The sequence below is a fragment of the Kitasatospora purpeofusca genome, from assembly GCF_034043715.1.
Taxonomy (GTDB): Bacteria; Actinomycetota; Actinomycetes; order Streptomycetales; family Streptomycetaceae; genus Kitasatospora; species Kitasatospora purpeofusca_A.
On record NZ_JAXCLC010000014.1, the window covers coordinates 39,838 to 63,954 of the forward strand.

Annotated in this window: 19 protein-coding genes; 7 read left to right on the forward strand and 12 right to left on the reverse strand. The window is 74.5% G+C overall.

The features are described from left to right. Positions 1 to 39: 39 nt before the first annotated feature. Positions 40 to 1,467: a sulfatase gene (locus SM793_RS10230; RefSeq protein WP_320437770.1), complete on the reverse strand. Its 1,428-nt coding sequence runs from the start codon at positions 1,465 to 1,467 to the stop codon at positions 40 to 42. A 498-nt stretch (positions 1,468 to 1,965) separates the two neighbouring features. Here SM793_RS10230 and SM793_RS10235 point away from each other — a divergent pair, with 498 nt between their 5' ends. Then, positions 1,966 to 2,631 carry an HAD family hydrolase gene (locus SM793_RS10235; RefSeq protein WP_320437771.1) on the forward strand — a complete coding sequence of 222 codons (666 nt, stop codon included), beginning with the start codon at positions 1,966 to 1,968 and terminating at the stop codon, positions 2,629 to 2,631. 61 nt (positions 2,632 to 2,692) lie between these two features. On the opposite strand, the gene SM793_RS10240 is transcribed toward SM793_RS10235, so the two are convergent. The 4 genes from SM793_RS10240 to SM793_RS10255 all read right to left on the reverse strand — a co-directional run bounded on the left by SM793_RS10240 (position 2,693) and on the right by SM793_RS10255 (position 6,032). Continuing rightward, positions 2,693 to 3,376 carry a phosphonatase-like hydrolase gene (locus SM793_RS10240; RefSeq protein WP_320437772.1) on the reverse strand — a complete coding sequence of 228 codons (684 nt, stop codon included), beginning with the start codon at positions 3,374 to 3,376 and terminating at the stop codon, positions 2,693 to 2,695. A gap of 36 nt (positions 3,377 to 3,412) precedes the next feature. Beyond that, positions 3,413 to 4,534, reverse strand: coding sequence for a TIGR03364 family FAD-dependent oxidoreductase (locus tag SM793_RS10245; RefSeq protein ID WP_320437773.1), 1,122 nt, complete (start codon positions 4,532 to 4,534; stop codon positions 3,413 to 3,415). A gap of 136 nt (positions 4,535 to 4,670) precedes the next feature. Continuing rightward, positions 4,671 to 5,183 (reverse strand): pyridoxamine 5'-phosphate oxidase family protein, encoded by a 513-nt coding sequence (locus SM793_RS10250; RefSeq protein WP_320437774.1) that lies wholly within the window; start codon positions 5,181 to 5,183, stop codon positions 4,671 to 4,673. Positions 5,184 to 5,348: 165 nt separating this feature from the next. Then, positions 5,349 to 6,032 (reverse strand): phosphatase PAP2 family protein, encoded by a 684-nt coding sequence (locus tag SM793_RS10255; RefSeq protein ID WP_413815916.1) that lies wholly within the window; start codon positions 6,030 to 6,032, stop codon positions 5,349 to 5,351. A gap of 523 nt (positions 6,033 to 6,555) precedes the next feature. Here SM793_RS10255 and SM793_RS10260 point away from each other — a divergent pair. Beyond that, positions 6,556 to 8,067 carry a GAF domain-containing protein gene (locus SM793_RS10260; RefSeq protein WP_320437776.1) on the forward strand — a complete coding sequence of 504 codons (1,512 nt, stop codon included), beginning with the start codon at positions 6,556 to 6,558 and terminating at the stop codon, positions 8,065 to 8,067. A gap of 19 nt (positions 8,068 to 8,086) precedes the next feature. Here SM793_RS10260 and SM793_RS10265 read toward each other — a convergent pair whose 3' ends face one another. After that, positions 8,087 to 8,590: an SsgA family sporulation/cell division regulator gene (locus SM793_RS10265; protein ID WP_320437777.1), complete on the reverse strand. Its 504-nt coding sequence runs from the start codon at positions 8,588 to 8,590 to the stop codon at positions 8,087 to 8,089. A 464-nt stretch (positions 8,591 to 9,054) separates the two neighbouring features. On the opposite strand from SM793_RS10265, the gene SM793_RS10270 reads away from it, so the two are divergent. The 3 genes from SM793_RS10270 (at position 9,055) to SM793_RS10280 (ending at position 12,572) form a co-directional block, all read left to right on the forward strand. Then, positions 9,055 to 10,533 carry a hypothetical protein gene (locus tag SM793_RS10270; protein ID WP_320437778.1) on the forward strand — a complete coding sequence of 493 codons (1,479 nt, stop codon included), beginning with the start codon at positions 9,055 to 9,057 and terminating at the stop codon, positions 10,531 to 10,533. A 208-nt stretch (positions 10,534 to 10,741) separates the two neighbouring features. Continuing rightward, the gene (locus SM793_RS10275; RefSeq protein ID WP_320437830.1) at positions 10,742 to 12,016 is read left to right on the forward strand and encodes a TerD family protein; all 1,275 of its coding nucleotides are present in this window, start codon (positions 10,742 to 10,744) and stop codon (positions 12,014 to 12,016) included. A 64-nt stretch (positions 12,017 to 12,080) separates the two neighbouring features. Beyond that, a complete protein-coding gene (locus tag SM793_RS10280; protein WP_320437779.1) occupies positions 12,081 to 12,572 on the forward strand; it encodes a GNAT family N-acetyltransferase in 492 nt (163 codons plus the stop codon). 34 nt (positions 12,573 to 12,606) lie between these two features. Here SM793_RS10280 and SM793_RS10285 read toward each other — a convergent pair whose 3' ends face one another. The 3 genes from SM793_RS10285 to pruA form a co-directional block, all read right to left on the reverse strand. Next, the gene (locus SM793_RS10285; RefSeq protein ID WP_413815914.1) at positions 12,607 to 13,302 is read right to left on the reverse strand and encodes an RraA family protein; all 696 of its coding nucleotides are present in this window, start codon (positions 13,300 to 13,302) and stop codon (positions 12,607 to 12,609) included. A 272-nt stretch (positions 13,303 to 13,574) separates the two neighbouring features. Then, positions 13,575 to 14,504 (reverse strand): proline dehydrogenase family protein, encoded by a 930-nt coding sequence (locus tag SM793_RS10290; RefSeq protein WP_320437780.1) that lies wholly within the window; start codon positions 14,502 to 14,504, stop codon positions 13,575 to 13,577. A 147-nt stretch (positions 14,505 to 14,651) separates the two neighbouring features. Further along, a complete protein-coding gene (pruA, locus tag SM793_RS10295) occupies positions 14,652 to 16,280 on the reverse strand; it encodes an L-glutamate gamma-semialdehyde dehydrogenase (RefSeq protein ID WP_320437781.1) in 1,629 nt (542 codons plus the stop codon). A 250-nt stretch (positions 16,281 to 16,530) separates the two neighbouring features. Between pruA and SM793_RS10300 the strand changes: the two genes are divergently transcribed. Beyond that, complete coding sequence (locus SM793_RS10300) at positions 16,531 to 18,132, forward strand: PucR family transcriptional regulator (protein WP_320437782.1); 1,602 nt, start codon at positions 16,531 to 16,533, stop codon at positions 18,130 to 18,132. 123 nt (positions 18,133 to 18,255) lie between these two features. On the opposite strand, the gene SM793_RS10305 is transcribed toward SM793_RS10300, so the two are convergent. Beyond that, a complete protein-coding gene (locus tag SM793_RS10305; protein ID WP_320437783.1) occupies positions 18,256 to 19,740 on the reverse strand; it encodes an alkaline phosphatase PhoX in 1,485 nt (494 codons plus the stop codon). 375 nt (positions 19,741 to 20,115) lie between these two features. Further along, positions 20,116 to 21,270 (reverse strand): hypothetical protein, encoded by a 1,155-nt coding sequence (locus tag SM793_RS10310; protein ID WP_320437784.1) that lies wholly within the window; start codon positions 21,268 to 21,270, stop codon positions 20,116 to 20,118. 289 nt (positions 21,271 to 21,559) lie between these two features. On the opposite strand from SM793_RS10310, the gene SM793_RS10315 reads away from it, so the two are divergent. Then, on the forward strand, positions 21,560 to 22,006 hold the full coding sequence (locus tag SM793_RS10315) for a VOC family protein (RefSeq protein WP_320437785.1): 447 nt from the start codon (positions 21,560 to 21,562) through the stop codon (positions 22,004 to 22,006). A 113-nt stretch (positions 22,007 to 22,119) separates the two neighbouring features. On the opposite strand, the gene SM793_RS10320 is transcribed toward SM793_RS10315, so the two are convergent. Further along, positions 22,120 to 23,808 carry a hypothetical protein gene (locus SM793_RS10320; protein ID WP_320437786.1) on the reverse strand — a complete coding sequence of 563 codons (1,689 nt, stop codon included), beginning with the start codon at positions 23,806 to 23,808 and terminating at the stop codon, positions 22,120 to 22,122. Between the last annotated feature and the right edge of the window lie 309 nt (positions 23,809 to 24,117).

Here is a 24,117-nt window from a genome sequence, read left to right on the forward strand (position 1 = left end):
CGGCCGCCGCCCCGGGCCGGTGGGTGCGGGGTTCCGGGGTCAGGCGGCCCGGTCGGTCGCCAGCTGCGCCGCCAGCGCCGGTACGCCGAGCGCCTGTTCCTGCTGCGGCGTGGCCTGGTACAGCAGGTTGGTCAGCTGGTACGGGTCGGCGGCGAGGTCGTAGTACTCGCGGAACTTCACCTCGCCCGTCCCGGACACCGTGCCGTCGGCGTCGGTGTGCAGCGCGAAGTACTCGGTGTACTGCTTGTCCGCCGCCACGTACGAGGACCAGGTGGGCGGTCCGCCCGCCGCCGTGCCCTGCTTCCACCACTCCACCAGCAGGTGGTTCCTGCTGTACGCGGTGAGCAGCGAGTGGCCGTCCTGCGGGGTGTCGGGAGTGATCCCGGCGGCGTCCAGGATGGTCGGGGCGACGTCGATGTTGGCGACGATCCGGTGGTCACCGGTACCCGCGCCGAGCCCGCCGGCCGGCCAGGACAGGTAGAACGGCACCTCGTGCGACGGGGAGTAGGGCACGGACTTCTTGAGCCAGCCGTGGTCGGCCCAGGTGTAGCCGTTGTCGCCGAGGTAGATGACGAGGGTGTTGTCCAACTGCCCGAGTGCCACCAGCTTGTCGTGGATCGCCTGCACGGCGTCGTCGACGGAGAGCAGGGTGCGCAGCTGCCTGGTCCGCACGGCCTGGGCGTCGGCGAGGGTCGAGGTGGCGTTCTGGACGTAGCCGGGCTTGTCGCTGCGGTCGGCCTCGGGCACCGAGGGGCGTCCGTTCCACGGCGGGACGACCGTGTCCGCGTACTTGGGGGCGGGCACGTTGGGCTCGTGCGAGGCGTACGGGGTGACGTAGGCGAACCACGGGCGGGCGTCGGTGGCTGCCTTGTCGAGGAAGGCCAGGGTGCGGTTCTTGACGATGTTGGTGGTGTAGCCGGGGAGGGTCTGGACGGTGCCGTCGATGTTCCAGTCGGCGTCGTTGTAGGCGGGCTGGAGCAGCGCCCACTCCTCGAAGTGCGGCGGATTGTCCGCCAGGGCCCAGGAGTTGAGGTACTTGCCGAACAGTCCGGTGCGGTAGCCGGCCTCCCGGAGGTAGCGCTGGACGGTGGTGTGCTGGTCCAGGCTGTGCGAGGCGCCGTTGTTGCGCACGCCGTGGTTGTGGGCGTAGCGGCCGGAGAACACCGAGGACCGCGAGGGCGCGCACAGCGGCGTGGTCACGTGGCCGCGGGTGAAGCGGACGCCGTGGCCGGCGATCCAGTCCACGGTCCGCGGGGTGGCCCATTCGGTCTGCTTGGGCTGGTCGTCGGTGACGATCAGCAGGATGTTCGGCCGGGTCGCACCGGCCGCGGCAGCCGGGGCGGCGGCGGCCGGTTGCAGCGCCGCCGGGGCGGCGGCGGTGGCCGCCACGGCCGCGGCGCCGGCGAGGAAGCCCCGCCGGCCGATCGCGGAATTACCGTTCGGCTCCGAATCACCGATATCGCTCATTGCCTTGCCTCCATGCTGGTCGATGATTCCGGAACACCGGGCAGGGGAATTCCCCGCAGGTGTCACCGGAATTCGTTCACGGGGAGGCGGACCACCGGTCGAGGCGGCGTCGCACCCGCGCCCCGGACTGTGTCCACGGGTACGGAGACTCGCCGGAGATCCGCGGCGAACACCTCGGGGAACCTCACCGACCTGCACGAACAGTGCGGGTGCGAGCCACCCCGGGAAGGTCCGACGCGCTGCGGCCGATCCCCGTCCACCCGCCCGGGGACCGCCGCCGACTCACGCCGGAGCGGCCGTACAGAGGGCGCTCGCGAGCCGTCCGAAATCGACGTGCCGGCGAGCAGCCAGGAACTCTCCAGCTGCCATGCGTGCGACTTTAGGAGTTCCCGCCGAGCGCTGGCAATACCCGGGTGCTTTTGTGTCGGCGCCGTTTCGGAGATCCGGCCGCAGGTTTCCCCTCGGCAACACCCGGGGCGCCGCGGCTATCCTCCGACGGTGATCATTTCAGCGGAGCCGATACGGCTCGTCATCTTCGACTGCGACGGCGTTCTGGTGGACAGCGAGCGGATCGCGGCCCGGGTGCAGATCGGCCTGGGCGCCGAACTCGGCTGGCCGCTCACCGAGGAGGAGGTGGTGGAGCGGTTCATCGGCCGCTCGATGGCCTCGATCGACGAGCAGGTCGCCGAGCGGCTCGGCCGGGAGACCGCCGACCGCTGGTGGGCGGAGTTCGTGCGCCGGCACGCCGAGGAGGTGGACGCCGGTCTGGAGCCGGTCGACGGCCTGCCGGAGGCCCTCGACGCGATCGCCCTGCCGACCTGCGTGGCGTCCAGCGGCTCGCACGAGAAGATGGCGCACACCCTGGGCCGCACCGGGCTGCACCACCGCTTCGCCGGCCGGATCTTCAGCGCCACCGAGGTCGCCCGGGGCAAGCCGGCCCCCGACCTCTTCCTGTACGCGGCGCGGCGGATGGGCGTGCCGCCGTCGGCCTGCGCCGTCGTCGAGGACAGCGCCCCGGGCGTCCTGGCCGCGCGCGCGGCCGGCATGCGCGCCTTCGGCTACGCGGGCGGCCTCACCCCCGCCGCCCGGCTGACCGGCCCGGACACGGTCGTCTTCGAGGACATGCGCGAACTCCCCGCCCTACTGGCCCCGGTCGGGCCGTAGGACGGGGGGTCGGGCCGTCCGGTCGGGGTGCGCCTCGCGTCGCGCCCCGACCGGGTCCGGCTCAGCCGACCGGCCCCAGCAGGGCCGGCAGCTCGGCGACGGACTTCAGCACGTGGGTCGCGCCGTCGGCCCGCAGCCGCTGCTCGTCGTGGGCGCCGGTGAGGACGCCCGCGACCACCGAGGCACCGGCCCGGGTGCCGGTCAGCATGTCGTAGCCGGTGTCACCGGCCACCGCGATCTGCCGGACGGCGTCGGTCCCGGTGCGCAGCAGCGCGGCGAGCGCGAGGTCCGGGTAGGGGCGGCCCCGGCCGGCCTCGGCCGGGCAGAGGGTGAGGTCGGCGATGTCCTGCCAGCCGAGGGCGGCCAGGATGCGGTCCTGGGTGGACCGGGAGAAGCCGGTGGTGAGGACCACCTTGCGGCCCTGGCCGCGGAGTTCGGCGATGGCCTCAGCGGCGCCGGGCAGCGCCGCGCAGTGGCCGGCGTCGACGAGGTCGTGGTACGCGGCCTCGAAGGCGGTGTTGGCCCGCTGGGCCTTCTCCTCCTCGCCGAACAGGTGGCGGAAGACCGAGATCTTGGACTCGCCCATGGTGGCGCGGACGTGCTCCAGCATGGTGGCGTGCTCGGCGCTGCCGGTCTCGACCCCGAGCGAGCCGGCGGCGGCCCCGAAGGCCCGCTCGACCAGGCCGTCGTCGGCCACGGTCGTGCCGGCCATGTCCAGGACGACCAGGCGGATGTCGTTCGACATGTTCAATTCCTTCGACAGGCTTGCGGGTTGGCGGGCTTACAGGTTGGCGAGCTCGGCGGTGGTCTCGGCGATCGCGGGCGAGCAGGTCATGCCCCGGCCGCCGGGGCCGGTGACCAGCCAGACGCCGTCGCGGACGCGCTCACGGTGGACCACCCGGGTGGTGTCGACGCACTGCGCGTAGACGCCGGCCCAGCGGCGGCGGATCCGGGGCAGCGGGCGGCCGAGCAGTTCCTCGGCCACACCGACCAGGTGGTCGTACGGGTCCTCGACCACGTCGAAGCCGAAGGGGTGGTCGTACTCGTGGGTGTCGCCGATGGTCAGACCGCCGTCCCGGCGCTGGACCATCAGCAGCTGCATCCGGTGCTCGGCGGCGACGGGCGGCTGCGGCTGGACCTCGCGGAGGTGGTCCAGGGCGCCACCGGCGAAGGCCGGGTAGTAGCGGAAGGAGTCGCCGTCGGCGACCGAGGTGGTCAGCGGTTCGTCCAGCGGGTCGGTCTGCATCATCTGCAACCGCACCTTGCGGACCGGGAGTTCGGGCGCCAGCTCGCGGACCAGGCCGCCCAGCCAGGCGCCGGTGCAGAGGATCACCAGGTCACCGGTGTGGACGTCGCCGTGGTCGTCGCGGACGGCGTGCTCGCCGATGACGTCGCGGACCTCGCGCCCGGGCAGGAAGGTGTAGCGGCCGGTGGCGGTCAGGGCGGCGCGCAGCGCGGGCTGGGCGGTGCGCGGCTCGACGGCGGCGTCCCGCTCGCACCACAGGGCGCCGAGCAGCTTGCCGCGCAGGGCGGGGTTGGCGGCCCTGGCCTGTTCGGCGTCGAGCAGCCGGTAGCCGCGCGCGGCGGCGTCGGGCAGGGTGAGCGCCTGCTCGGCGACCGCGAGTTCGGCCTCGGTGCGGACCGCGGTGAGCGAGCCGTTGGCGCGGAAGCCGAGGTCGGGGACCTGCCCGCCGATCCGCTCCCACAGCTCGCGGGCCCGCAGCGCGGTGTCCAGTTCCTCGCCCTGTGCGCGACCGCTGACCCAGACCAGGCCGAAGTTGCGCACCGAGGCGCCGCGCGCCTCCGCCTCGCGCTCCAGGTGGACGACCTCGTGGCCGCGCTCGACGGCCTGCCAGGCGTGCATGGTGCCGAGCACGCCTGCTCCTACGACGATGACTCTCATGCGGCCAGGCTGATGCCGCCAGGTGTCCGAGGGGAGTCCGAGTGGCGGACCGCAGATGAACCAACCGAAAAGTTGTACAGCCAACATGGCGTCCGCCGGGCTTCACGGCGGCTCCCGGACGGGCGCCGTGGCGGGGTCAGCGCCGTACGGCCGCCCGCAGGTAGTTCCGCCGGCCGAACTTCGGCTCGTCCACCGCCGTCAGCTCCTCCACCTGGAACCGGTACAGCGCCGCCGCCCCGCCACCAGTCAGGAACTGCCGCCGCACCTCCTCGTCCCGCGCGAAGGCCGGGTACCGCGCCTGGTACGCGGCCAGCGCCGACTCGGCCTGCCGCCCCCACGCCTCGCCCGCGCTGCCGGTCAGCTGGAGTCCGCGCAGCTGCTCGCCGAAGACCGGCGGCGGCAGGAACACGGTGGCCGCCGCCCTGGCCTCCTCGGCCAGGTGGTGGCTGTGCCGGGTGGCGCGCTCACTGACGAAGTAGAGGACGAGGTCGTCGTCGTAGGCGAAGAAGGCGAGGTTGGCGTGCGGGCCGTGCTCATGGCCGGCGGTCGCCAGGGTGAGCACCATCGCCTCGGCCAGCAGGCCCTCGACGCCCTTGCCGAGCTCCTCGGCCGGCCAGTCCCCCTGGGTGATGTCGAGTCGGTACGGCATGGACAGCACTTCCCTCCACTGGCACGCCCGGCGCGCGGCGCCCTGGCACGACTGAGCCGGGCGGGCGCTCCCGTCGGGGGCCGCCTCGCCCGGCTCACATGCTCTCCCCGGCACCCCGGCCGCACAAGGGTCGGGACAGCGTCCGGCCTGCCGGTTCCGGGCCGCTCAGTCCCGCCGGACGCCGACCGGCCGGCCCGCGCCGGCGACCGCCGCCGCGGCCCCCGCGCCCAGCAGCGGCCGCAACGGACCGGTGCGGGCGTGCGCCACCAGCGGTCCGGCCCGGCCGGCCGCGAGCACCAGCGGCACCGCCACCAGCACGCCGACCACCGCCCCCACCAGCACGTCGTGCGGATAGTGCACCCCGACCCAGACCCGGGAGGCGCCCATCAGCACGGCGGCCACGGCGGCGACCGCGCCGATCCGCCGGTCGACGAGGCACAGCGCGGCGGCCGCCGCGAAGGCGATCACGGTGTGATTGCTCGGGAAGGACCAGTCACCGGCGGCCGGACAGCTCTCCAGGGTGTTCCGCACCCGTAGTTGCGCGCACGGCCGGACCTCCTCCACCAGCCCCTTGAAGCCGGAGTTCACCACGTAGGCGAGGAGCACGACCGGCGCCGAGGCCAGCACCCGGGCCATCACCACCGGTCCGCCGTCGCGCGCCCGCCACCAGGCGGCGAGCATCAGCAGCGCGAAGAGCCCGAGGCCGAGCAGCGACCACAGCTCGACCAGCCGGTCGAGCCAGTCCGGCGCGGCCTCCGCCCAGCCGACCACCCGGCTGTACAGGCCGCCGGAGACACCGCTGCCGTCGTACACGGCCAGCCCGTGCACCGGGAGGCCGGACGCCGGGATCCCGTGCACCGCCGCCTCGCGCGCCGGGGCCGGGAGGACCGCCGCCGTCACCGGTCGGCACCGGTGCGACGGCGGGCCCGCCGGTCACCGAACAGTTCACAAACAATCGGGAGCATGGGGACAACTACTACCAGAACGGCGATCAGCACCGGGCAACGGTCGATACCGGGCGCGCCCGGGCCGGACCACCGTCCGCGCCCCGCACCGGCCACCCTGACCAGCATTCGGACACGCGCCCCCACCGCGCACCCGTGCGCCGGGCGCGCACCCCACGGGCCCGGCGCGCCCGCTTGTCACCGTCCACCTCGGCCTCCACGTGACCGGGCACCCGCCCACGGCTTCCGGCCCCCTCCGCACCCCTCCCCGCCCCGGCCGGACACCCCCAATCATTGGCATGCCCACTCACATACCGCGGGGTATTCCGAGTTGGCAGACCCCATCCCCAGGAACGGGTGGCGCCCGTACTCTTTCGTCAGCGCGTCGGCCCCGGCGCGCCCTCGAACGGCGGCGAGGAGCAAACCGAGTGCGGCAGCCAGGACGGCAGACCCGACGACCCGAACGTCGCACTCCGCAGACCGCGGCGGAGCTGGCCAAGGTCCACGAGCGCGCCCTCGCCGAGGCCGCGGCCCGCGCCGCCACCCGCGACACCACCTCCGACGACCCGTCCCTCTTCCAGCCCCGCCCCGAGATCGGCGACTCCTGGGAACGCCTGCGCCGCCTCGGCCTCGACCCGGACGCGGGCGCCGCCGCCGTCCACCTCGGCCCCGCCGAAATCGAACACCGGCGCCGCACCAGCGGCCTCGACCCACTGCTCCCCGTCCTCCGCGGCACCCTGCTGGAACAGTCCGGCCAGCCCCCGCTGATCCTCGCCATCGCCGACGCGGACGGCCACATCCTCTGGCAGGAGGGCGAGCGCGGCCTGCGCCGCAGCGCCGACCGGATCGGCTTCCTCACCGGCGCCCGGTGGGTCGAGGAGAGCGTCGGCACCAACGGGATCGCCTCCGCCCTGCGCGCCCAGCGCCCGATGCAGGTCCACTCCGCCGAGCACTACCTGCGCAGCCACCACTCCTGGACGTGTGTCGCCGCCCCCGTGCACGACCCCGGCACCGGCCGGCTGATCGGCGCGATCAACCTCAGCGGCCCGGCCCACTCCGTCCGCCCCTACCTGCTCCAGCTGACCGCCACCGCCGCCAAGCTCGCCGAGACCGAGCTGCGCGCCCGCCGCCTCGAATCACTGCACCACCTGCGCACCCTCGCCGCCCCGATGCTGGCCCGGGTGAACGGGCCCGCCCTGGTCGTCGACGCGGCCGGCTGGACGGCCGCCGCCGCGGGCCTGCCGCCGCCCGCCCGGCTGCGACTGCCCGCCGAGGGCTGGAGCACCACCGCCGTGCACTGGCTGCCCAGCCTGGGCGAGTGCGTGATCGAGCCGCTCGCCGACGGCTGGCTGATCCGCCCGGTCCCGCTCCGGAACACCGCCCCGGCCCCGGCCGGGGATCCCGACTGCCACGACAGCCCCGACGGCCCCGGGACTCCCGACGGGCCCGGCGGCCTCGGCGGACTGCTCGCCGAACAGGCCGAGGGCGCCCGGGTCCGGCTCGACCTGCGCCGTCCGGGCAGTCCGGCGCTGTCGGTGCAGGGCGCGGCCGGCAGCTGGTCGCACGCGCTCAGCCCCCGCCACGCCGAACTGCTGCTCCTGCTCGCCACCGAACGGAACGGCCTCAGCGCGGCCCAGCTGGCCGACGCGCTCTTCGGGGACCCGGCCAGGACGGTGACGGTGCGGGCCGAGCTGTCCCGGCTCCGCCGCCACCTGGGCGGCCTGCTGGCGCACCGGCCGTACCGTTTCGCCGAATCGGTCCTGGTCGACGTCGCCGGACCGGAGGACCCCTACGACCTGCTGCCGTCCTCCTCGGGCCCGGCCGTGCGCAGGCTCCGCGCGGGACTGGCGGGCGGCACCGTCCGGCTCCCCGGCACCCCGCCCTTACCGGGCCGGCTGCCGGCTCCGCGAACCGGCCGGGTCCCGCTGCCACCGGCCTGAGCCCGCCGCCCGTACGGGCTCAGCGACCGCCGGACAGCAGCTCGGACAGCTCGGCGTCGCTCGGCCCGTGGGCCCGCTCCGCCTCCTCCGAGACGAGCACGTACGTCCGGTCGAGCCAGGCCCGGACCTTCGGCCTGGAGACCTCGAGCAGGGCGCTGCCGTGCGGTGATTCCAGCGCCAGGTGCAACGTCGAGCCGTGGCACGGACAGTAGGCCGGCCACAGCTTGACGTCGCCCTGACCGCTCAACGAGCGCAGGCCGTCGCGCAGCAGTTCACGCGAGAACACCCAGTCGGCCTCGTCCGGCCGCCCCAGATGGAACGTCAGCAGCACCTCGTACGGGCGCGCGGCGTCGAACCGGAACCGCGTACGGACCTCTCCGACCACCTCCTCGCCCAGCGAGATCCGCAGGGACAGCACCTCCTCCACCGCCGCCGGAGCGGCGGTGGAGCCTGCCTCATCGCCGCCCGTGGGGGTAGCGGCGAGAGGGGCACTGGAGGGTGCTGGCAGCGGGTCGGGCGGCATGACGGTCTCTCCGGAACGGCGTGGGATGCCCTCCAGACTGCGCCACCGCGCGACGGACCGGCAAGGGTTGCAAGAGGGTTGCAATAATCCCCCGAAAGCTTCCGGGATCCCTTGCGGCCCTTGTCAGACGGACCGTCAACTTCCGTTGCGGGAAGAGTCGTCCACGGATCCGATCCGCCCGGCCCGGACTCTGGCCACCGCCCCGGTGCCCGCTGCTACGCTCGTCCCCCGGCCGGCGCACGCCCGCGCGCGAACCCGGTGGGAATCCGCACGCGCGGCCCCGGGGACACCCGGGTCGGGCCAGGACGCATCCCGGACGACGCTCCCCGACCGGACCCCGACCGTGACCGGGCCGACCGGGCGACCGGGCGGCCGGACGGCCCGGTCGGCGGCACCGGCGCCGCCCTCGGTACGTGGGAGAATGCGGCGACCGCAACGGTGAGTTCAGGGGAGGGAGGGGTCCGGTGGGTCCGTCCGAGGACACCGGGCAGGGCACGGCGCACCCGCACGACCGTTACCGCACCGGGCACGGCAGGCACGGACGGCCCGGCCCGTTCGGCGGCCGCCTGCGACTGCCCACCCTGCGGTTCTCCGGCGCCGCGATGGCGATGTCCACCGTCGTGGGCATCAGCATCGCCACCACCCTGCTGCTCAGCGAGCAGCAGGGCGTGGGCCGCCGGGCCGGGGTCGCCCGGGTGGGCTCCAGCGCCCCGCCGCCCAGCCCGGCCGTCGACCCCGACAGCAGCTCAGGTACCGGTTCCAGCAGCAGTTCTGGCACCAGCTCCGGCCCTGGCTCCGGCTCCGGCTCCGGCTCCGGCTCCGGCTCCGGCTCCGGCAGCAGCTCCGGCCCTGGCTCCGGCATCACGGCCGACCGGGAGGCCGGCGCCCCGCCCGCCACCGCGGGCCGCCCCCCGGCCACTCCGGCCGTTCCCCTGCCCGGCCCGACCGGCCCCGGCGCCCCCACCGGCGTACCGCTCGCCGAGGGCCCGCCGCCCCGGCACGGCGTGACCGGCGAGCCCGCCGGGGGACGCGGCGGCACCGGCACCACCGGCGGCGGCCAGGACACCCTCGCCGCCGGGCAGCCCGTCGAGGAGCAGCCCGCCTCCCGCAACGCCGACCGGCCGACCGCCGACCGGCCCGCCGAGGAGCCGACGCCCACCCCGACGGCCCCGGCCACCCCCGCGCCCTCCCCCTCACCGACCGCGCCCCGCCCGCTCGCCCCCGTCCCGGGCTCCCCGACGCCGACGCCGACGCCGACGCGCGAATGGACCGGCGAGGTCCTCACCGACCCCGGGACCGGCGGCACCGACAGCGCCGGTGAGAAGGGCGGCACCGGCGGGAAGGGTGTCAAGGGCGGCACCGACGGCACCGGCGCATCCGACGACCTGGCGCTCACCGGCGCGGCCCTGGTCCAGCCGCTCGGCCGCGACGGGACCCGCCACCTGCTCACCCTGACCGTCGCCGAGCCGCTGACCGCGCTCCAGACCGAGTTCCGGCTCGCCCCGGGCGTGCTGGCCCCCGGGACCGGCACCGTCTGGACGGACCTGACCGGCGCCGTGGTCACCACCCACCAGGAGCGCGGCGCGGCGGTGTACCGCTTCACCACCCCGCCCGGTACCGACGTCCGCCCCGGCCGGTACACCTTCGCCGTGCTCGGCATCCGCCCGCCCGCACCGCGCCGCACCGACCCCCGGCCACCCGGCCCCCGCCCGTCCGACGACCGGAGCGCCGGGCCCAAGGCGGCCGAGCCGCGGAGCACCGAGTCCTGGGCCGCCAGTGCCTTCGGGATCGGCCGGCCGCGCGCCGTCGCCGCCCTCGGCACCTTCGGGACCCTCGCGGCACCGGCAGCCACACCCGCAGCCACACCTGCACCCACGTCCACACCCGCACCAGCACCGGCCCAGCGCGACGGCACCCGTCCGCTGACCGCACCCGCCCGCTGAGCGGCCACCGCACCACCGCCGTCCGGCCCCGGTCCGGCCCGGGCGCGGCCCCGGCCGCTCCGGTCGGACAACCCGACAGGTCAGCGGCCCGATCGGGCTCATCCGGCCGACCTCGTTCGTTACTGTGGTCGCCAGTCGGCACAGCCGCCCCACCGCCGGGGCCGGCCCCGCACCCCGTCATTCCCAGGAGGAGTTCGTGTCCACGGTCCTGACCCAAGGCGGCAACGCCCCGTTGACCGCCGCGCGGGTGACCGTCGAGGTCACCGCACCCAAGGCGCTGGACGTCTCGGGCCTGCTGCTGACCGATGCCGGCAAGGTCCGTTCGGACGACGACTTCGTCTTCTACAACGCCCCCAACGGGCCCGGGGTGACCCACCGCCCGGCCGCCGCGGACAGCCCGGACGCCATCATCGTCGACACCGCGGCCGTCCCGTCCGGGATCAGCAAGATCGTGGTGACCGCCAGCCCCGACGAGGCCGGCGCCACCTTCGCGGGCATCGAGCCGACCGCGACCGTCCGCGACGCCGCCACCGGCGAGGTGCTGGTCACCTTCACCTCCCCGGCACTCGGCCGGGAGACCGCGCTGATCGTGGTCGAGGTCTACCAGCGCAACGGCGCCTGGAAGGTCCGCGCGGTCGGCCAGGGCTACGCGAACGGCCTGGCCGGGATCGCCACCGACTTCGGCGTCTCGGTCGACGACCAGCCGGCAGCGGCGCCCGCAGCCGCGACCGCCCCGGTCGCGCCGCCCGCACCCGCACCCGCCCCGGCACCCGTCGCGCCGACCCCGCCGCCGGCCGCCGGCCCGCTCGACCCCCGGCTCACCATGGCCTCCGCCCCGCCGATGCCGCAGAGCGCGCCCCCGATGCCCCCGGCCCCGCCCGCCGCGGCGACCGCACCGTCCCTCACCAAGATCACCCTGGACAAGGGCCGGGTCAGCCTCACCAAGGGCGGCTCGGTCTCGCTGGAGAAGAACGGCAAGCCCTTCCTCTCCTCGATCCGGATGGGCCTCGGCTGGGAGCCCGCCGGCCGCGGCCGCAACATCGACCTCGACGCCTCCTGCCTCGCCTTCGACGCCAAGCGCGAGAAGCTGGACACCGCCTGGTTCATGAAGCTGGGCATCTTCAACGGCTCGATCACCCACTCCGGCGACAACCTGACCGGCGCGGGCGGCGGTGACGACGAGTCGATCACCGTCCACCTCAACGGCCTGCCGCCGGAGGTGTGCGGCCTGGTGTTCGTGGTGAACTCCTTCTCCGGCCAGAAGTTCACCGAGGTCAAGAACGCCTACTGCCGACTGGTCGACGCCGGGACCGACCAGGAGCTGGTCCGCTTCGACCTCACCCACTCCGAGGCCCGCACCGGCGTGGTGATGTGCAAGCTGGTCCGCCAGTACTCGGGCGAATGGGTGATGACCGCGATCGGCGAGTACGTCGACGCCAAGACCGCCCGCGCGATGGTCAAGCCGGCCGCCTCGATGCTCTGACGGCCGGGCGGACGGCGGGAGAACACGACTGGACCTCCCGCCGTCCGCCGCGCATCATGTCCGGATGCTGATCAGGGAAGCCACCACCGAGGACTGGCCGGGCATCTGGCCGTTCTTCCGGTCCATCGTCGCCGCCGGCGAGACCTTCACCTACCCGCTCGACCTCGGATTCGAGCAGGGGCGGGAGTGGTGGCTGCTGCCCGAGCCGCACCGCACCGTGGTCGCCGTCGACGAGGCCGGCGGCGCCGTGCTCGGCACCGCCAAGATGAACCGCAACCAGATGGGCAACGGCGGCCACGTCGCCAGCGCCAGCTACATGGTGGACCCGGCGCACGGCGGCCGGGGCATCGGCCGGGCGCTCGTCCTCGACAGCATCGACTGGGCCCGCCGGTCCGGCTACCGCGCCGTCCAGTTCAACGCCGTGGTCGCGTCCAACGAGCACGCGGTGAAGCTCTACGAGTCGCTCGGCTTCACCGTCGTCGGCACCGTCCCGGAGGCTTTCCACCACCCCGTGCACGGCTACGTCGCCCTGCACGTCATGCACCTGGCGCTCTGAGCCGCCTCGGGCCCTCCCCCTGCTGCTCGCTCGCCTACTCCTCGATCGCCCCGCCGACCCGCCGCAGGTGCTGCCGGAAGCTGTACCCCGGGTCGGCGGCCCGGCGCTCCAGGAACTCCTCGAACGAGGTCTGCCGCCGCAGCGTGTCACCGGAGCGGATCCGCTCCGCCTGCGCCCGCTCGGTCCGGGCGATCCCGACCGCCGTCTCCAGCACCTCGTCCAGCCGCGCGCCCGACACGAACAGCACGCCGTCCGCGTCCGCGAACACCGCGTCCGCCGCACTCACCAGGTGCGGCCCGAACCTCGCCGTACCGAGCGCCTCCGGCTCCCGCCCGTCCAGCCGCAGCGGCCCCAGCGGCAGGCTGCCGTAGCTGAACACCGGCAGCCCGATCTCCACCAGCTCCGGCGTGTCCCGGTGCAGCCCCCACACCACCACCCCGGCGATCCCGGCGGCCCGCGCCTCCAGCACCGCGAGGTCCCCGACGCACGCCTCGTCCGTCCGCCCGCCGTTGTCGATCACCAGCACGTCCCCCGGCTCGGCCGCGCCGTACGCCTCCAGGAACACGTCCACACTCCCGTAATGACGCACCGGCAGCACCCGCCCGGCGACCCTGCCCCCCGGCACCACCCCCACCACCCCGGCCGGCGCCACCCGCAACCCCACCCCCACCCGCATGCACGCATCCGCCACCAACGGCGTCGACAACTCCGCGAACCGCTTCAGCACCATGCCAACTCCTCGCTCGGACGCCAGAGTTCACCAGCACGAAGATCCTACGCCGATCCCCGCCCCACCCGATCGAGTGAAATCCCACCACACCCGGCACCCAAACGCGACGAGTACACCGAGGTGCACCTGGCCGCCTTCGGCGAGCCGCTCGCCCTCCCCGCCCCGTTCGACTTCGAGCTGGACACCAAGCCCTTCCTCTGAATCCGGACGCACGACGGCCCGGGTCCCCCCATCGCGGAAGGGGGACCCGGGCCGGGCGCTCGCCGCGGGGGTCAGCCGCGGGTGGCCATGGCGCGCAGGAAGAAGGTGAGGTTGGCCGGGCGCTCGGCGAGGCGGCGCATGAAGTAGCCGTACCACTCCTCGCCGTAGGGGAGGTACACGCGCATGGTGTTGCCCTCGCCGGCGAGGCGGAGCTGCTCCTCGGGGCGGATGCCGAAGAGCATCTGGTACTCGAAGGAGTCGCGCTTGCGGCCGTTCCACTGGGCCAGCTGGCCGGCGATCTTGATCATGTTGGGGTCGTGCGAGGCGATCATCGGGTAGCCCTCGCCGGCCATCAGGACCTTGAGCGCGCGGACGTACGCGAGGTCGACCTGGTGCTTGCCCTGGAAGGCGACCGACTCGGGCTCCTTGTAGGCGCCCTTGCACAGGCGCACCCGCGAACCGGGGCCGGAGAACTCGCGGCAGTCGGCCTCGGTGCGGCGCAGGTACGCCTGGAGGACGACGCCCAGCCAGGGGAAGTCCTGGCGCAGCTCGCGGGCGATGGCGAGGGTGGAGTCGGTGGTGGTGTGGTCCTCCATGTCGAGGGTCACCGTGGTGCCCGCGTCGGCGGCGGCCTCGCAGATGCGGCGGGCGTTCTCCAGGGCGATCTTCTCGCCGTCCACCGGGAGGAACTGGCCGACGGCCGAGAGCTTGACCGAGACCTCGGCGCCGGCGGCCAGGCCGGTCTCCTTGAGCGCCTCGAGCAGGTGCTCGTAGGCCTCGGCGGTGTCGGCGGCCTGGGCGGCGTCGCGGGTGTCCTCGCCGAGGTGGTCCAGGGTGACCTTGCGGCCGGTCGCGACGAGGTCGTCGCAGGCGGTGACGGCGTCGTCGAGGGCCTCGCCGGCGACGAAGCGCTCGACTATCGCGTGGGTCGGCGGGAACTTCTCGACGACGGTGCGGACCTGGGCCGAGCGGGAGGCGGCGAGGAGGGCGGAACGGAGCATCGTGACTCCTGGAGCTGGTGTTTCCAAGGGTGGCAGAAAGGGACGGGGCGGCGAGCCGAGAGGGGTGGTCGGCTCGCCGCCCGTGGGACGCCCCCGGCTGCGGGGCCGGGGGCGTCAGGGGACCGCGAACGGGTCCCGGTGGGACGGTCAGCCCATGTGCGGGTAGCGGTAGTCCGTCGGCGGGACGAAGGTCTCCTTGACCGAGCGGGTCGAGGTCCACCGCGCGAGGTTCTGCTTGGCGCCGGCCTTGTCGTTGGTGCCCGAGGCCCGGGCGCCGCCGAACGGCTGCTGGCCGACGACCGCGCCGGTCGGCTTGTCGTTGATGTAGAAGTTGCCGGCCGCGTTCCGCAGCTTGAGCATCGCGTGCTGAACGGCCTCGCGGTCCTGGGAGATGATCGCGCCGGTCAGGGCGTAGTCCGACACCGACTCCATCTGGGTCAGCATCTCGTCGTACTTGTCGTCCTCGTAGACGTGCACGGCGAGGACCGGGCCGAAGTACTCGTCGCGGAAGTACTCGGAGGCCGGATCCTGGCAGACCAGCACGGTCGGCCGGACGAAGTAGCCCACGCTGTCGTCGTACGTGCCGCCGGCCAGGACCTCGACCTGCGGGTCGGCCTGGGCGCGGTCGATCGCGGCCTTGTTCTTGGCGAAGGCGCGGTCGTCGATGACGGCGGACATGAAGTTCGACAGGTCGGTGACGTCGCCCATGGTCAGGCCGTCGACCTCGGCGCGGAACTCGTCCTTCAGCTCGGCCCAGATGGACGCCGGGACGTAGGCGCGGGAGAGGGCGGAACACTTCTGGCCCTGGAACTCGAAGGCGCCGCGGGTCATCGCGGTCTTCAGCACGGCCCGGTCCGCGGACGGGTGGGCGACCAGGAAGTCCTTGCCGCCGGTCTCGCCGACGATCCGCGGGTAGGTGCGGTAGCCGGCGATGTTGTTGCCGACCTCGCGCCAGAGGTGCTGGAAGGTGGCGGTGGAGCCGGTGAAGTGGATGCCGGCCAGCGCCGGGTGCTTCAGCGCGACGGCGGAGACGTCCAGGCCGTCGCCGGTCACCATGTTGATGACGCCCTTGGGCAGGCCGGCCGCCTCCAGCAGCTGCATCAGCAGGTGCGCGGAGAACTGCTGGGTCGGCGAGGGCTTCCACAGCACCACGTTGCCCATCAGCGCCGGGGCGGTCGGCAGGTTGCCGGCGATGGCGGTGAAGTTGAACGGGGTGATCGCGTAGACGAAGCCCTCCAGCGGGCGGTGGTCGCTGCGGTTCCACACGCCGTCCGAGGAGATCGGCTGCTCGGCCATGATCTGGCGGGCGAAGTGCACGTTGAAGCGCAGGAAGTCGACCAGCTCGCAGGGGGTGTCGATCTCGGCCTGCTGCGCGGTCTTGGACTGGCCGAGCATGGTGGCGGCGGCCAGGGTCTCGCGCCAGGGGCCGGCCAGCAGGTCGGCGGCGCGCAGGAAGATCGCGGCGCGGGAGTCGAAGGAGAGCGCCTGCCAGGCCGGGGCCGCGGCCAGGGCAGTGTCGATGGCCTCCTGCGCGTCCGCCTGGGTGGCGTTGCGCAGGGTGCCGAGCCTCGCCGCGTGGTTGTGCGGCTGGACGACGTGGAACTCGGTGCCGCCGCCCATTCGGCGTTCACCGTTGATCGTCATGGTCAGCTGGACCGGCTCCTGGCCGCCCAGCTCCTTCAGCTTCGCCTCCAGGCGGGCCCGTTCCGGGCTGCCGGGGGCGTAGCTGTGGACCGGCTCGTTCACCGGCGCGGGGACCTGGGTCACAGCATCCATGAGCGCACGCTCTCCTTCGGTTCTTGCGGGATGCCGACGCGGATCGCACGACGGCCACATGACGAACGCTATTCCTGCATCACTCCCGCTTGATTGGCCGGAAGGCTAAAATCATCCGGACGGCGTTGTCCGACCGGATGAAGGATTCGGACGAAAGCCACCCTTCGGCCATCCGCCGGCCACCCACCGCCGTCCCAGCTGTGGCGGCGGTCGCCCCCCGCCGCCCGTCGGACACCTTTGAGGAGGCCCGATGACCACCCCCGGCCTCCCGCTCCGGCAACTGCTGATGTCCCTGGGCGAGCCGCTGGTCGAGCTCCAGACCGCCCCGCACGGGCTCGACGTCCCGGTCCGCGACGTGGCCATCCTCGACCCCGAGGACCCGCCCACCGCCGCCCCGGGCGAACTCGTGCTCGCCATCGGCGCCCGCGGCCGGGCCGCCCTCCCGGCGCTGCGCGCGGCCGGCCGGGCCGGAGCCGCCGCCGTCGCCGTCAAGCTGGACGCCCCGGGCCAGGCCGACGCGCTGCGCGAGGCGGCCACCGAGGCCGGCGTCGCACTGCTCTCGGTGCGCCGGGAGACCCGCTGGGAGCACCTCGACTCACTGGCCCGGGCGATCATCGCCGGCCCCGACACCCCGGACGCGCCCGGCTCCCCCGAGCACAACGCCGGCGACCTGTTCTCGCTCGCCCAGACCGTCGCGGTGCTCACCAACGGCATCGTCTCGATCGAGGACACCTCCAGCCGGGTGCTCGCCTACTCGCGCTCCTCCGACTCCGACGAGGTCGACGACCTGCGCCGGCTCTCCATCCTCGGCTGGCAGGGCCCCGAGCCGTACCTCTCCAAGCTCCGCGAGTGGGGCGTCTTCCAGCACCTGCGCACCTCGGACACCGTGATCGCGGTGGACCCGCACCCGGAGCTCGGCCTGCGCCGCCGGCTCGCGATCGGCATCAGGACCGGCGCGCAGCCGCTCGGCACCATCTGGGTGCAGGAGGGCGCCCGGCCGCTCGCACCGCTGGCCGACCAGGCGCTGGTCGGCGCGGCCCGGGTCGCCGCGGCCCAGCTGGTGCGCCGCCGCCGGGAGCTGTCCGCGGACGTCCGGCTCACCCGGACCCTGCTCACCGGCCTGCTGGAGGGCTCCACCGGCGCGCAGTCGCTGGCCACCCACCTCGGCCTCGACGTGCGGCGCCCGGCCACCGTGCTGGCGTACAGCGCGGGCACCACCGAGCAGCTCACCCGGGCCGAGGTGACCGGCCTCATCTCGGTGCACACGGCAGCCCGGCACCGCGCCGCGCTGCTCGCGCCGATCGAGTCCCGGGTGTACGTGCTGCTGCCCGACCTGCCCGCCAACCTGCCGATGGCCACCGTGCGCGGCTGGGCGCAGGAGGTGGTCGAGGCGGCCAGGGACCATCTGGGCGTCCGGCTGCGGGCGGCGCTCGGTTCGACGGTGGAGGGCCTCGCCCAGGTGCCCGAGTCGCGCGCGCAGGCGGACCGGATCCTGGACGCGATGGGCCGCGGCGGGGTCGACCTGGAGGTCGCGGCGCTGATCGACGTCCAGGCGGAGGTGCTGGTCAGCGAGGTGCTGGCGCTGCTCCAGGAGCGCGGCGGGCTGCGCGACCCGCGGCTCACCGCGCTGGCCTCCTACGACCGCAGGCACGGGACCAGGCTCGCCGAGTCGGTGCTGGCCTGGCTGGACGCGCTGGGCGAGGTCCGGGTCGCGGCGGACGCCCTGCACATCCACCCGAACACCCTGCGGTACCGGGTCCGCCGGGCCGAGCAGCTGACCGGGATCGACCTGGCCCAGCCGCAGCAGCGGCTGCTGGCGATGCTCCAGCTGCGGCTGCCGGCCGACTCCTGACGGGGGCGCCCGGGCCCGGACGTCCCAGGACCCTCCCGCCCCGGGCACGCGAAAGGGGCGCACGAGCGGAGCACGCGAAAGGGGCCCGCCGAAGCGGGCCCCGATCACTCACTCGCGGTCAGCTCACTGGCCGTAGCCCTGGCCGCGCTTGTGCTCGTTCAGGCGGTGCCACGGGCCGGTGATGGCCAGCTGGATGCCCGGGGTCTGGATGTTGGCGAAGAGGGTCTTGCCGTCGTCCGAGAAGGTGACGCCGGTGAACTCGCTGAACTCCGGCTTCTCGGCGGTGCCGATGTTCAGCTCGTTGCGGGCGATCGGGTAGGTCAGGCCGTCCTCGGTGGCGCCGAACAGGTGCGAGACACCCTCGCCGTCCTCGGCGATCACGATGCCGCCGTAGGGCGAGACGGTGATGTTGTCCGGGCCGTCGAAGTTGTCGTGGTCGCCCCAGACGTCGTTGTTGACGCCGAGCAGCACCTTGAGGGTGATGGTGCGGCGGGCCGGGTTGAAGAACCAGACCTGGCCGTCGTGCTGCAGCGGGCTCTCCGAGCGGGCGAAGCTGGAGACGAAGTAGAAGCCGCCGTCACCCCACCACATGCCCTCCAGCTTGCGGGCGCGGGTGACCTCGCCGTCCTTGAACTGCTTGCGGATCGAGACGGTCCTGGCGTCGCGGTCCTGGACCTTGACCCAGTCCACGCCGTAGGTGGTGCCGACCTCGGTGGCGCGGGACAGGTCGTCGATGAACTTGCCCTGGGCGTCGAAGACCTTGAAGGCCTCCAGCGTGCCGGCGTCGGCGGCCAGCTTGCGCAGCTGGTAGCGGCCGTGCTTGAAGCCGGCCGGCGGGGTCCAGCGGAAGAGCAGGCCGTTGGGGTTCGAGGCGTCCTCGGTCAGGTAGACCTGGCCGCGCTTCGGGTCGACGACGACGGCCTCGTGGGCGTAGCGGCCGAAGGCCTTCACCGGCTGCGGGTCACGGTTGTAGTCGTCGTCGAACGGGTCGACCTCGAAGATGTAGCCGTGGTCCTTGGTGAAGCCGTTCTTGCCGGCCTTGTCCTCGGTCTCCTCGCCGGACAGCCAGGTCCCCCACGGGGTGACGCCGCCGGCGCAGTTGGTGGCGGTGCCGGCGATGCCGACCCACTGCTCGACCGTGCCGTTGGCCTTGGCGTGCACGATGGTGCAGCCGCCGGCCGCGCCCGGGTCGTAGACGTGGCCCTCGGTCAGCGGGACCGGGTTGGGCCAGTTGGCGCGGGCGCCGGACAGCTCGTGGTTGACGACCAGCAGGTTGCCGCCGCGCTCGTCCTCGAACGCCGAGGTGCCGTCGTGGTTGCTCGGGGTGAACTCACCGGTGCGCAGCTTGGTGACGCCGGCGCGGTTCACGACCTTGTACTTGAAGCCCTTGGGCAGGGCGAGCAGGCCGCCCTGCGCGTCGGCGACCAGCGGGCCGTAGCCCACGGCGAGGCGCTCGGCCGCGGCAGCCTCGGCGACCGGCGCCTCGCCACCGGCCGGAGCGGCGATCGCACCCGGGGCGGTGGCCAGGGCCTCCGCGCTGCCGGCGATCAGAACGCCGGCCCCGACGAGGGTGGAACGGTTGACGAAGTCCCGGCGGGACAGCGACATGGCAGTCACTCCTGAAGGGTGGGGTGCCGTCCGGGCGGACCCGGTGCGCGGCGTGCGAGGTGTCGAGAAACGGTCGTCGACGCCGAGCAGACTCCGCCTGCCGGGTGAACGCCCGGTGAAGGGGACACCTCGTCAGGGCGGCCATTTGCCGACCGTATCCGAACTTATGACTCAACTTTTGCCATGTCCCCACAGGTCACACCACCGGGCGGGCTCCGGCCATCCTCCGTTCGGCCCCCGGGAGGGCCGCTGTTCAACCAGGGCCACCTTTCGGTCCTCTCGGCGCCACGCCCGCTCAGCGCCCGGCCCGCTCAGCGCCACGCCCGCTCGGCGCCCGGCCCGCTCAGCGCCACGCCCGCTCGGTGCCCGGCCCGCTCAGCGCCCGAACCGCGCCACCCGCCACTGCTCCCAGGCCGCCAGCCACAGCTGCTCGCCCATCCGGTGCTCCCCGCGCTCCCCGCTGCGCACCCGCTGCCAGGCCCGCTGCGCCGGCAGGCTCGCCACCTCGCTGGCGAACACCGAGTACCGGATCGACTCCTCCACCGCGGCGTCGCCCTCCGGCGTCCCCACCACCCAGTGCGTCAGCTGGGAGAGCCGCCGGAGCTGCTCGACCATCGCGGCCACCGCCTCCACCGCCTCCGCCCTGGTCTCCGAGGCGAGCCGCATCTGCTGCCGCACCGCCGCCTCCCACCGCAGCGCGCCCGCCTCCGCGCGCGCCCCCCGCAGCGGCCGGGGCGGTCGCCCGGAGCGCAGCCGGGCCTCGACCGCGGCGGCCTCGCTGATGCCGTGGGCGATCACCTCCCGGTGCGCCTCCAGGCCGGTGACCGGGGCCAGCTCGCGGCGCTCCACCGGCAGGCACCGGCCGCGCCGGCCGGCCAGCTCGCGCAGCAGCGCGGTGCGGCCGCGCAGACAGCTCTCGGGGTCCTGGATCCGGGCCAGCTCGACGCCGCCCGGCGGCACGCCGCGCCCGCAGACCGTCACGGTCAGCCCGTCCACCCGGAACCGGCCGGCCCAGACCGGCTCGGCGCCGCCCATCGGGCAGCAGCCCGGCAGCGGCGCGCCGGACCACAGACCGCGCCGGTCCTCGTGCACCTCGACGGCCTGCGCCCGGCCGTCGACGGTGATCCACTCGCGCAGCGCCCTGACCCGGCCCGGGGTGTCGCCCTCGTCGAGCCCGAGCTGCTCGTAGACCCGGTCGCGCTCGTCCTCGACCACGTCCTCCAGCTCGGGCAGCGGCTCGTACCGGTCGGCGCCCGGCCGGTGGGTGCGCACGGTGACGTAGGGGCCGGCCGCCGAGGTCCAGTCGCCGGTGCCGACCTCGACCCAGCCGGGAGCGGGATCCGCACCGCCGCCGAACGCGACCAGCGCGACGGGACCGCCCGGGCCCGCCGCGGGCACCACGCCGTACAGCGGGAAGTCGGCCGCGCCGAGCGTCCGGCGGGCGAGGTCCTCCTGACCGCCGAGGAACTCCTCCAGGTCGCCGACCCGGCACTCGCGCGGACAGTCCCCCGGGCGGCCGCACGGGTCCACCGTGCCCGCACCGTCCCCGTACCGACCGCTCCGACCGCCTCCGCTCGCCCGCGTCATCCCGCGCCGCACCCCCTGTCCTCGCCGTTCCCGCCGTGCCGTAGACCCCGGCAACGATACGTGGCCCGACCTGCCGGGTCATCAGGCTCTTTGCACACCCGGCCGATCCGTCGCCGGACGGGCGGCCGCCGACGCCGGTCCGGCCCGGTCCGGCCCCTTCACGTCCCGTCCCGTCCCGCCGGACGGCCTCGCCCGGGGCGCCGCTGTCGGTCCCCCTCCCTACGCTGGCGGCATGACAGCAACCACGGACTTCCCGGCCCGGCTCAGCATCGTCACCCTCGGCGTGAGCGACCTCGACCGCAGCGCCCGCTTCTACGAGGCGCTCGGCTGGCACCGGTCCGCCGCCTCCAGCCCGGAGATCGTCTGGTTCCGCACCGCCGACTCGGTGCTCGGCCTCTTCCCGCACGAGGAGCTGGCCGCCGACGCGGGCGTGCCGTCCGCGGGCGAGCCGGCCTTCCGGGGCGTCACCCTCGCGGTGAACCTGGAGTCCCCGGCCCTGGTCGACGCCGCGCTGGCGACGGCCGTGGAGGCCGGCGCCGGGGTGGTCAAGCCGCCGGCACCGACCACCTGGGGCGGCTACTCCTGCTACTTCGAGGACCCGGACGGCCACCTCTGGGAGCTGGCCCACAACCCGTTCTTCCCGTTCACCGAGGACGGCTCGCTCGACCTGCCCCGTTGAGCCCCCGCCTGCCGCACCGGGCGCCCGGCCCGGCCGGGCGGGCTCCCGCGGGGGCTCAGCCGAGCAGCCGGGGCAGGCGGGGGCTCAGCAGGGCAGGCGGGGGCCTGACGGCCTCAGCTCTTGGAGCGCGCCTTGAACGCCGCCTTACGGGCCTCCTTCGCCACCGCCCGGTCCGGGTGCATCTCGCCGACCGCCTCCAGCACGTCCGCCGTGTACGGGTGCTCGACCCGCCACAGCTCACCGAGGTAGTCCGCCGGCTCCTCCGTCACGGGCAGCTCCGCCACCAGCTCGCGCAGCTGCTCCGGATCGCCGCCGGTGTCCAGCAACTGGGCCGCGAAGGCGTCGACGACCGTCCACAGCGCCGTCGCGCGGTCCGGCGCGGGAACGTCCGCCGCGCCGAGCGCGACCAGCCAGGCCGCCGCGCCGCCGCCCAGCTCCGGATCGCCCAGCACCTCGCGCGCGGCCGGTTCGGCGGGCGCGCCGATCAGGGTCAGCGCCGAGTGGCAGAGCATCCGCCGCATCGGGGCGTACGCGTCGTCCCCGCGCGCCGCCGCGAGCAGCTCGCGCGCCGCCGCCACCGGCTCCCGCCCGTCGAGCCAGACCTTGAGCTCCTCATCGGGCAGCACATTGGCGGCCTCGCTCACGCCGCGGAGCAGCTCGGCGGCGTCGCCCCCGGCCAGGTCGCCGACCAGCGGCGCGTCGTAGCCGTCCTCCAGCAGCCACTGGCGGATCCCGTACTGGCCCAGCGGGGTGAGCCGGACCAGCCCGAACCGGGCCGACTCCGCCTCGTCCAGCTCCGCCGGCCCGCCGTCCGGGCTGCTCGCGGCCGGCTCCTCGCCCGCCTCGCCCGCCTCGTCCTCGCCCTCCTCCTCGTCGAAGAGCTCGGGGTCGATCGGCCGGTAGTCCAGCAGACCCAGCTCGGACAGGTCGGCGAGCATCGGGTCCAGGGCCACCATCACATCGGTGATGTCGCCCAACAGCTCGTCGCTCGGCTCCTCGCCCTCGGGGACGATCAGCAGCGCCGCGAGCACGCCCAGCGGCACCGTCTCGCTGCCCGGCTCGGCGAAGGCCGTGGTCTCGTACAGCACCTGCAGTGCCTCGTCGAGAAGCTCGGCGGCCTCGTCCCTGGCGTCCTCGACCTCGCCGAGGCCCTCCTCGTCCTCCTCCGCCTCGGCGTCCCCGCCGTCCTCCCGCTCCGGCTCCAGTTCCTGGGAGTCCGCCTCCACCGCGAGCTCACGGACGATGCCGGCGGCCGTCAGCCACAGCTCCAGGACGGTCTCGGGGTCGCCCTCCTCGGCCGGCTCCAGGTCCGGGCCGGGGACCGCGACGTGCTCGCCGGCCGCCGTGGTGCCGATCTCGACGAGGTCCAGGTCACAGGCGAGCGACCAGGCGCGCATCGCCTCGACCACCGCCTCCTCCTGCTCCTCCCCCTCCGGCGCGTCCCCCTCGGGCGCGTCCCCCTCCTCGGGGGCGAGGCCGAGCAGCCGGGCGGCCGGCAGCCGGTCCGGGGCGGTGAGGTCGCCGAACTCGTCCACCGCCCGGTGCGGGGCCGCCCAGCGGGCCAGCCGCAGCGCCCAGTCGAACATCGGGACGGCCTTCGCCAGCGCGGCCAGCTCCGGTTCGGCCGGCAGCCGGACCGGCGGCACCAGCACGGCCGCGTCGTCGAGATCCTCGTCGTCCAGTCCGTGCGCGGCGAACGCGCCGTACAGATCCTGCAGCTCCAGGTCGGCGGGCAGCACCGCGCCCTCGCCCGGGGTCCCCGCCGCCGAGGGGCCGGCGTTCCTGCGACGTCGTGCGGCCATCGTTGCGCGTTCTCCCTACACCGAGCTTCACCGAGCTACTACCTGCACCGAACTACTGCACCGAACTACTGCGCCGAGCCGCACCGAGCGGTCGGCCGGGCCGGGACCTCGGAGATCAGCTCCGTGTACCGGCCCACTACCTCAGCGTATAGGCCGGGCACCCCCGATGCCCGGCCTCCAGGGGCGCGCGCCGCGAGCGCGCGCCCACCCCTTATCCTTCGAAGTCGGTACCGCGCACAACCCCGCGCGCACCGATGGGCAACGTAGCCCCGCTCTCGCTCACCTGCACCACCAGGGAGCCCGCACCGA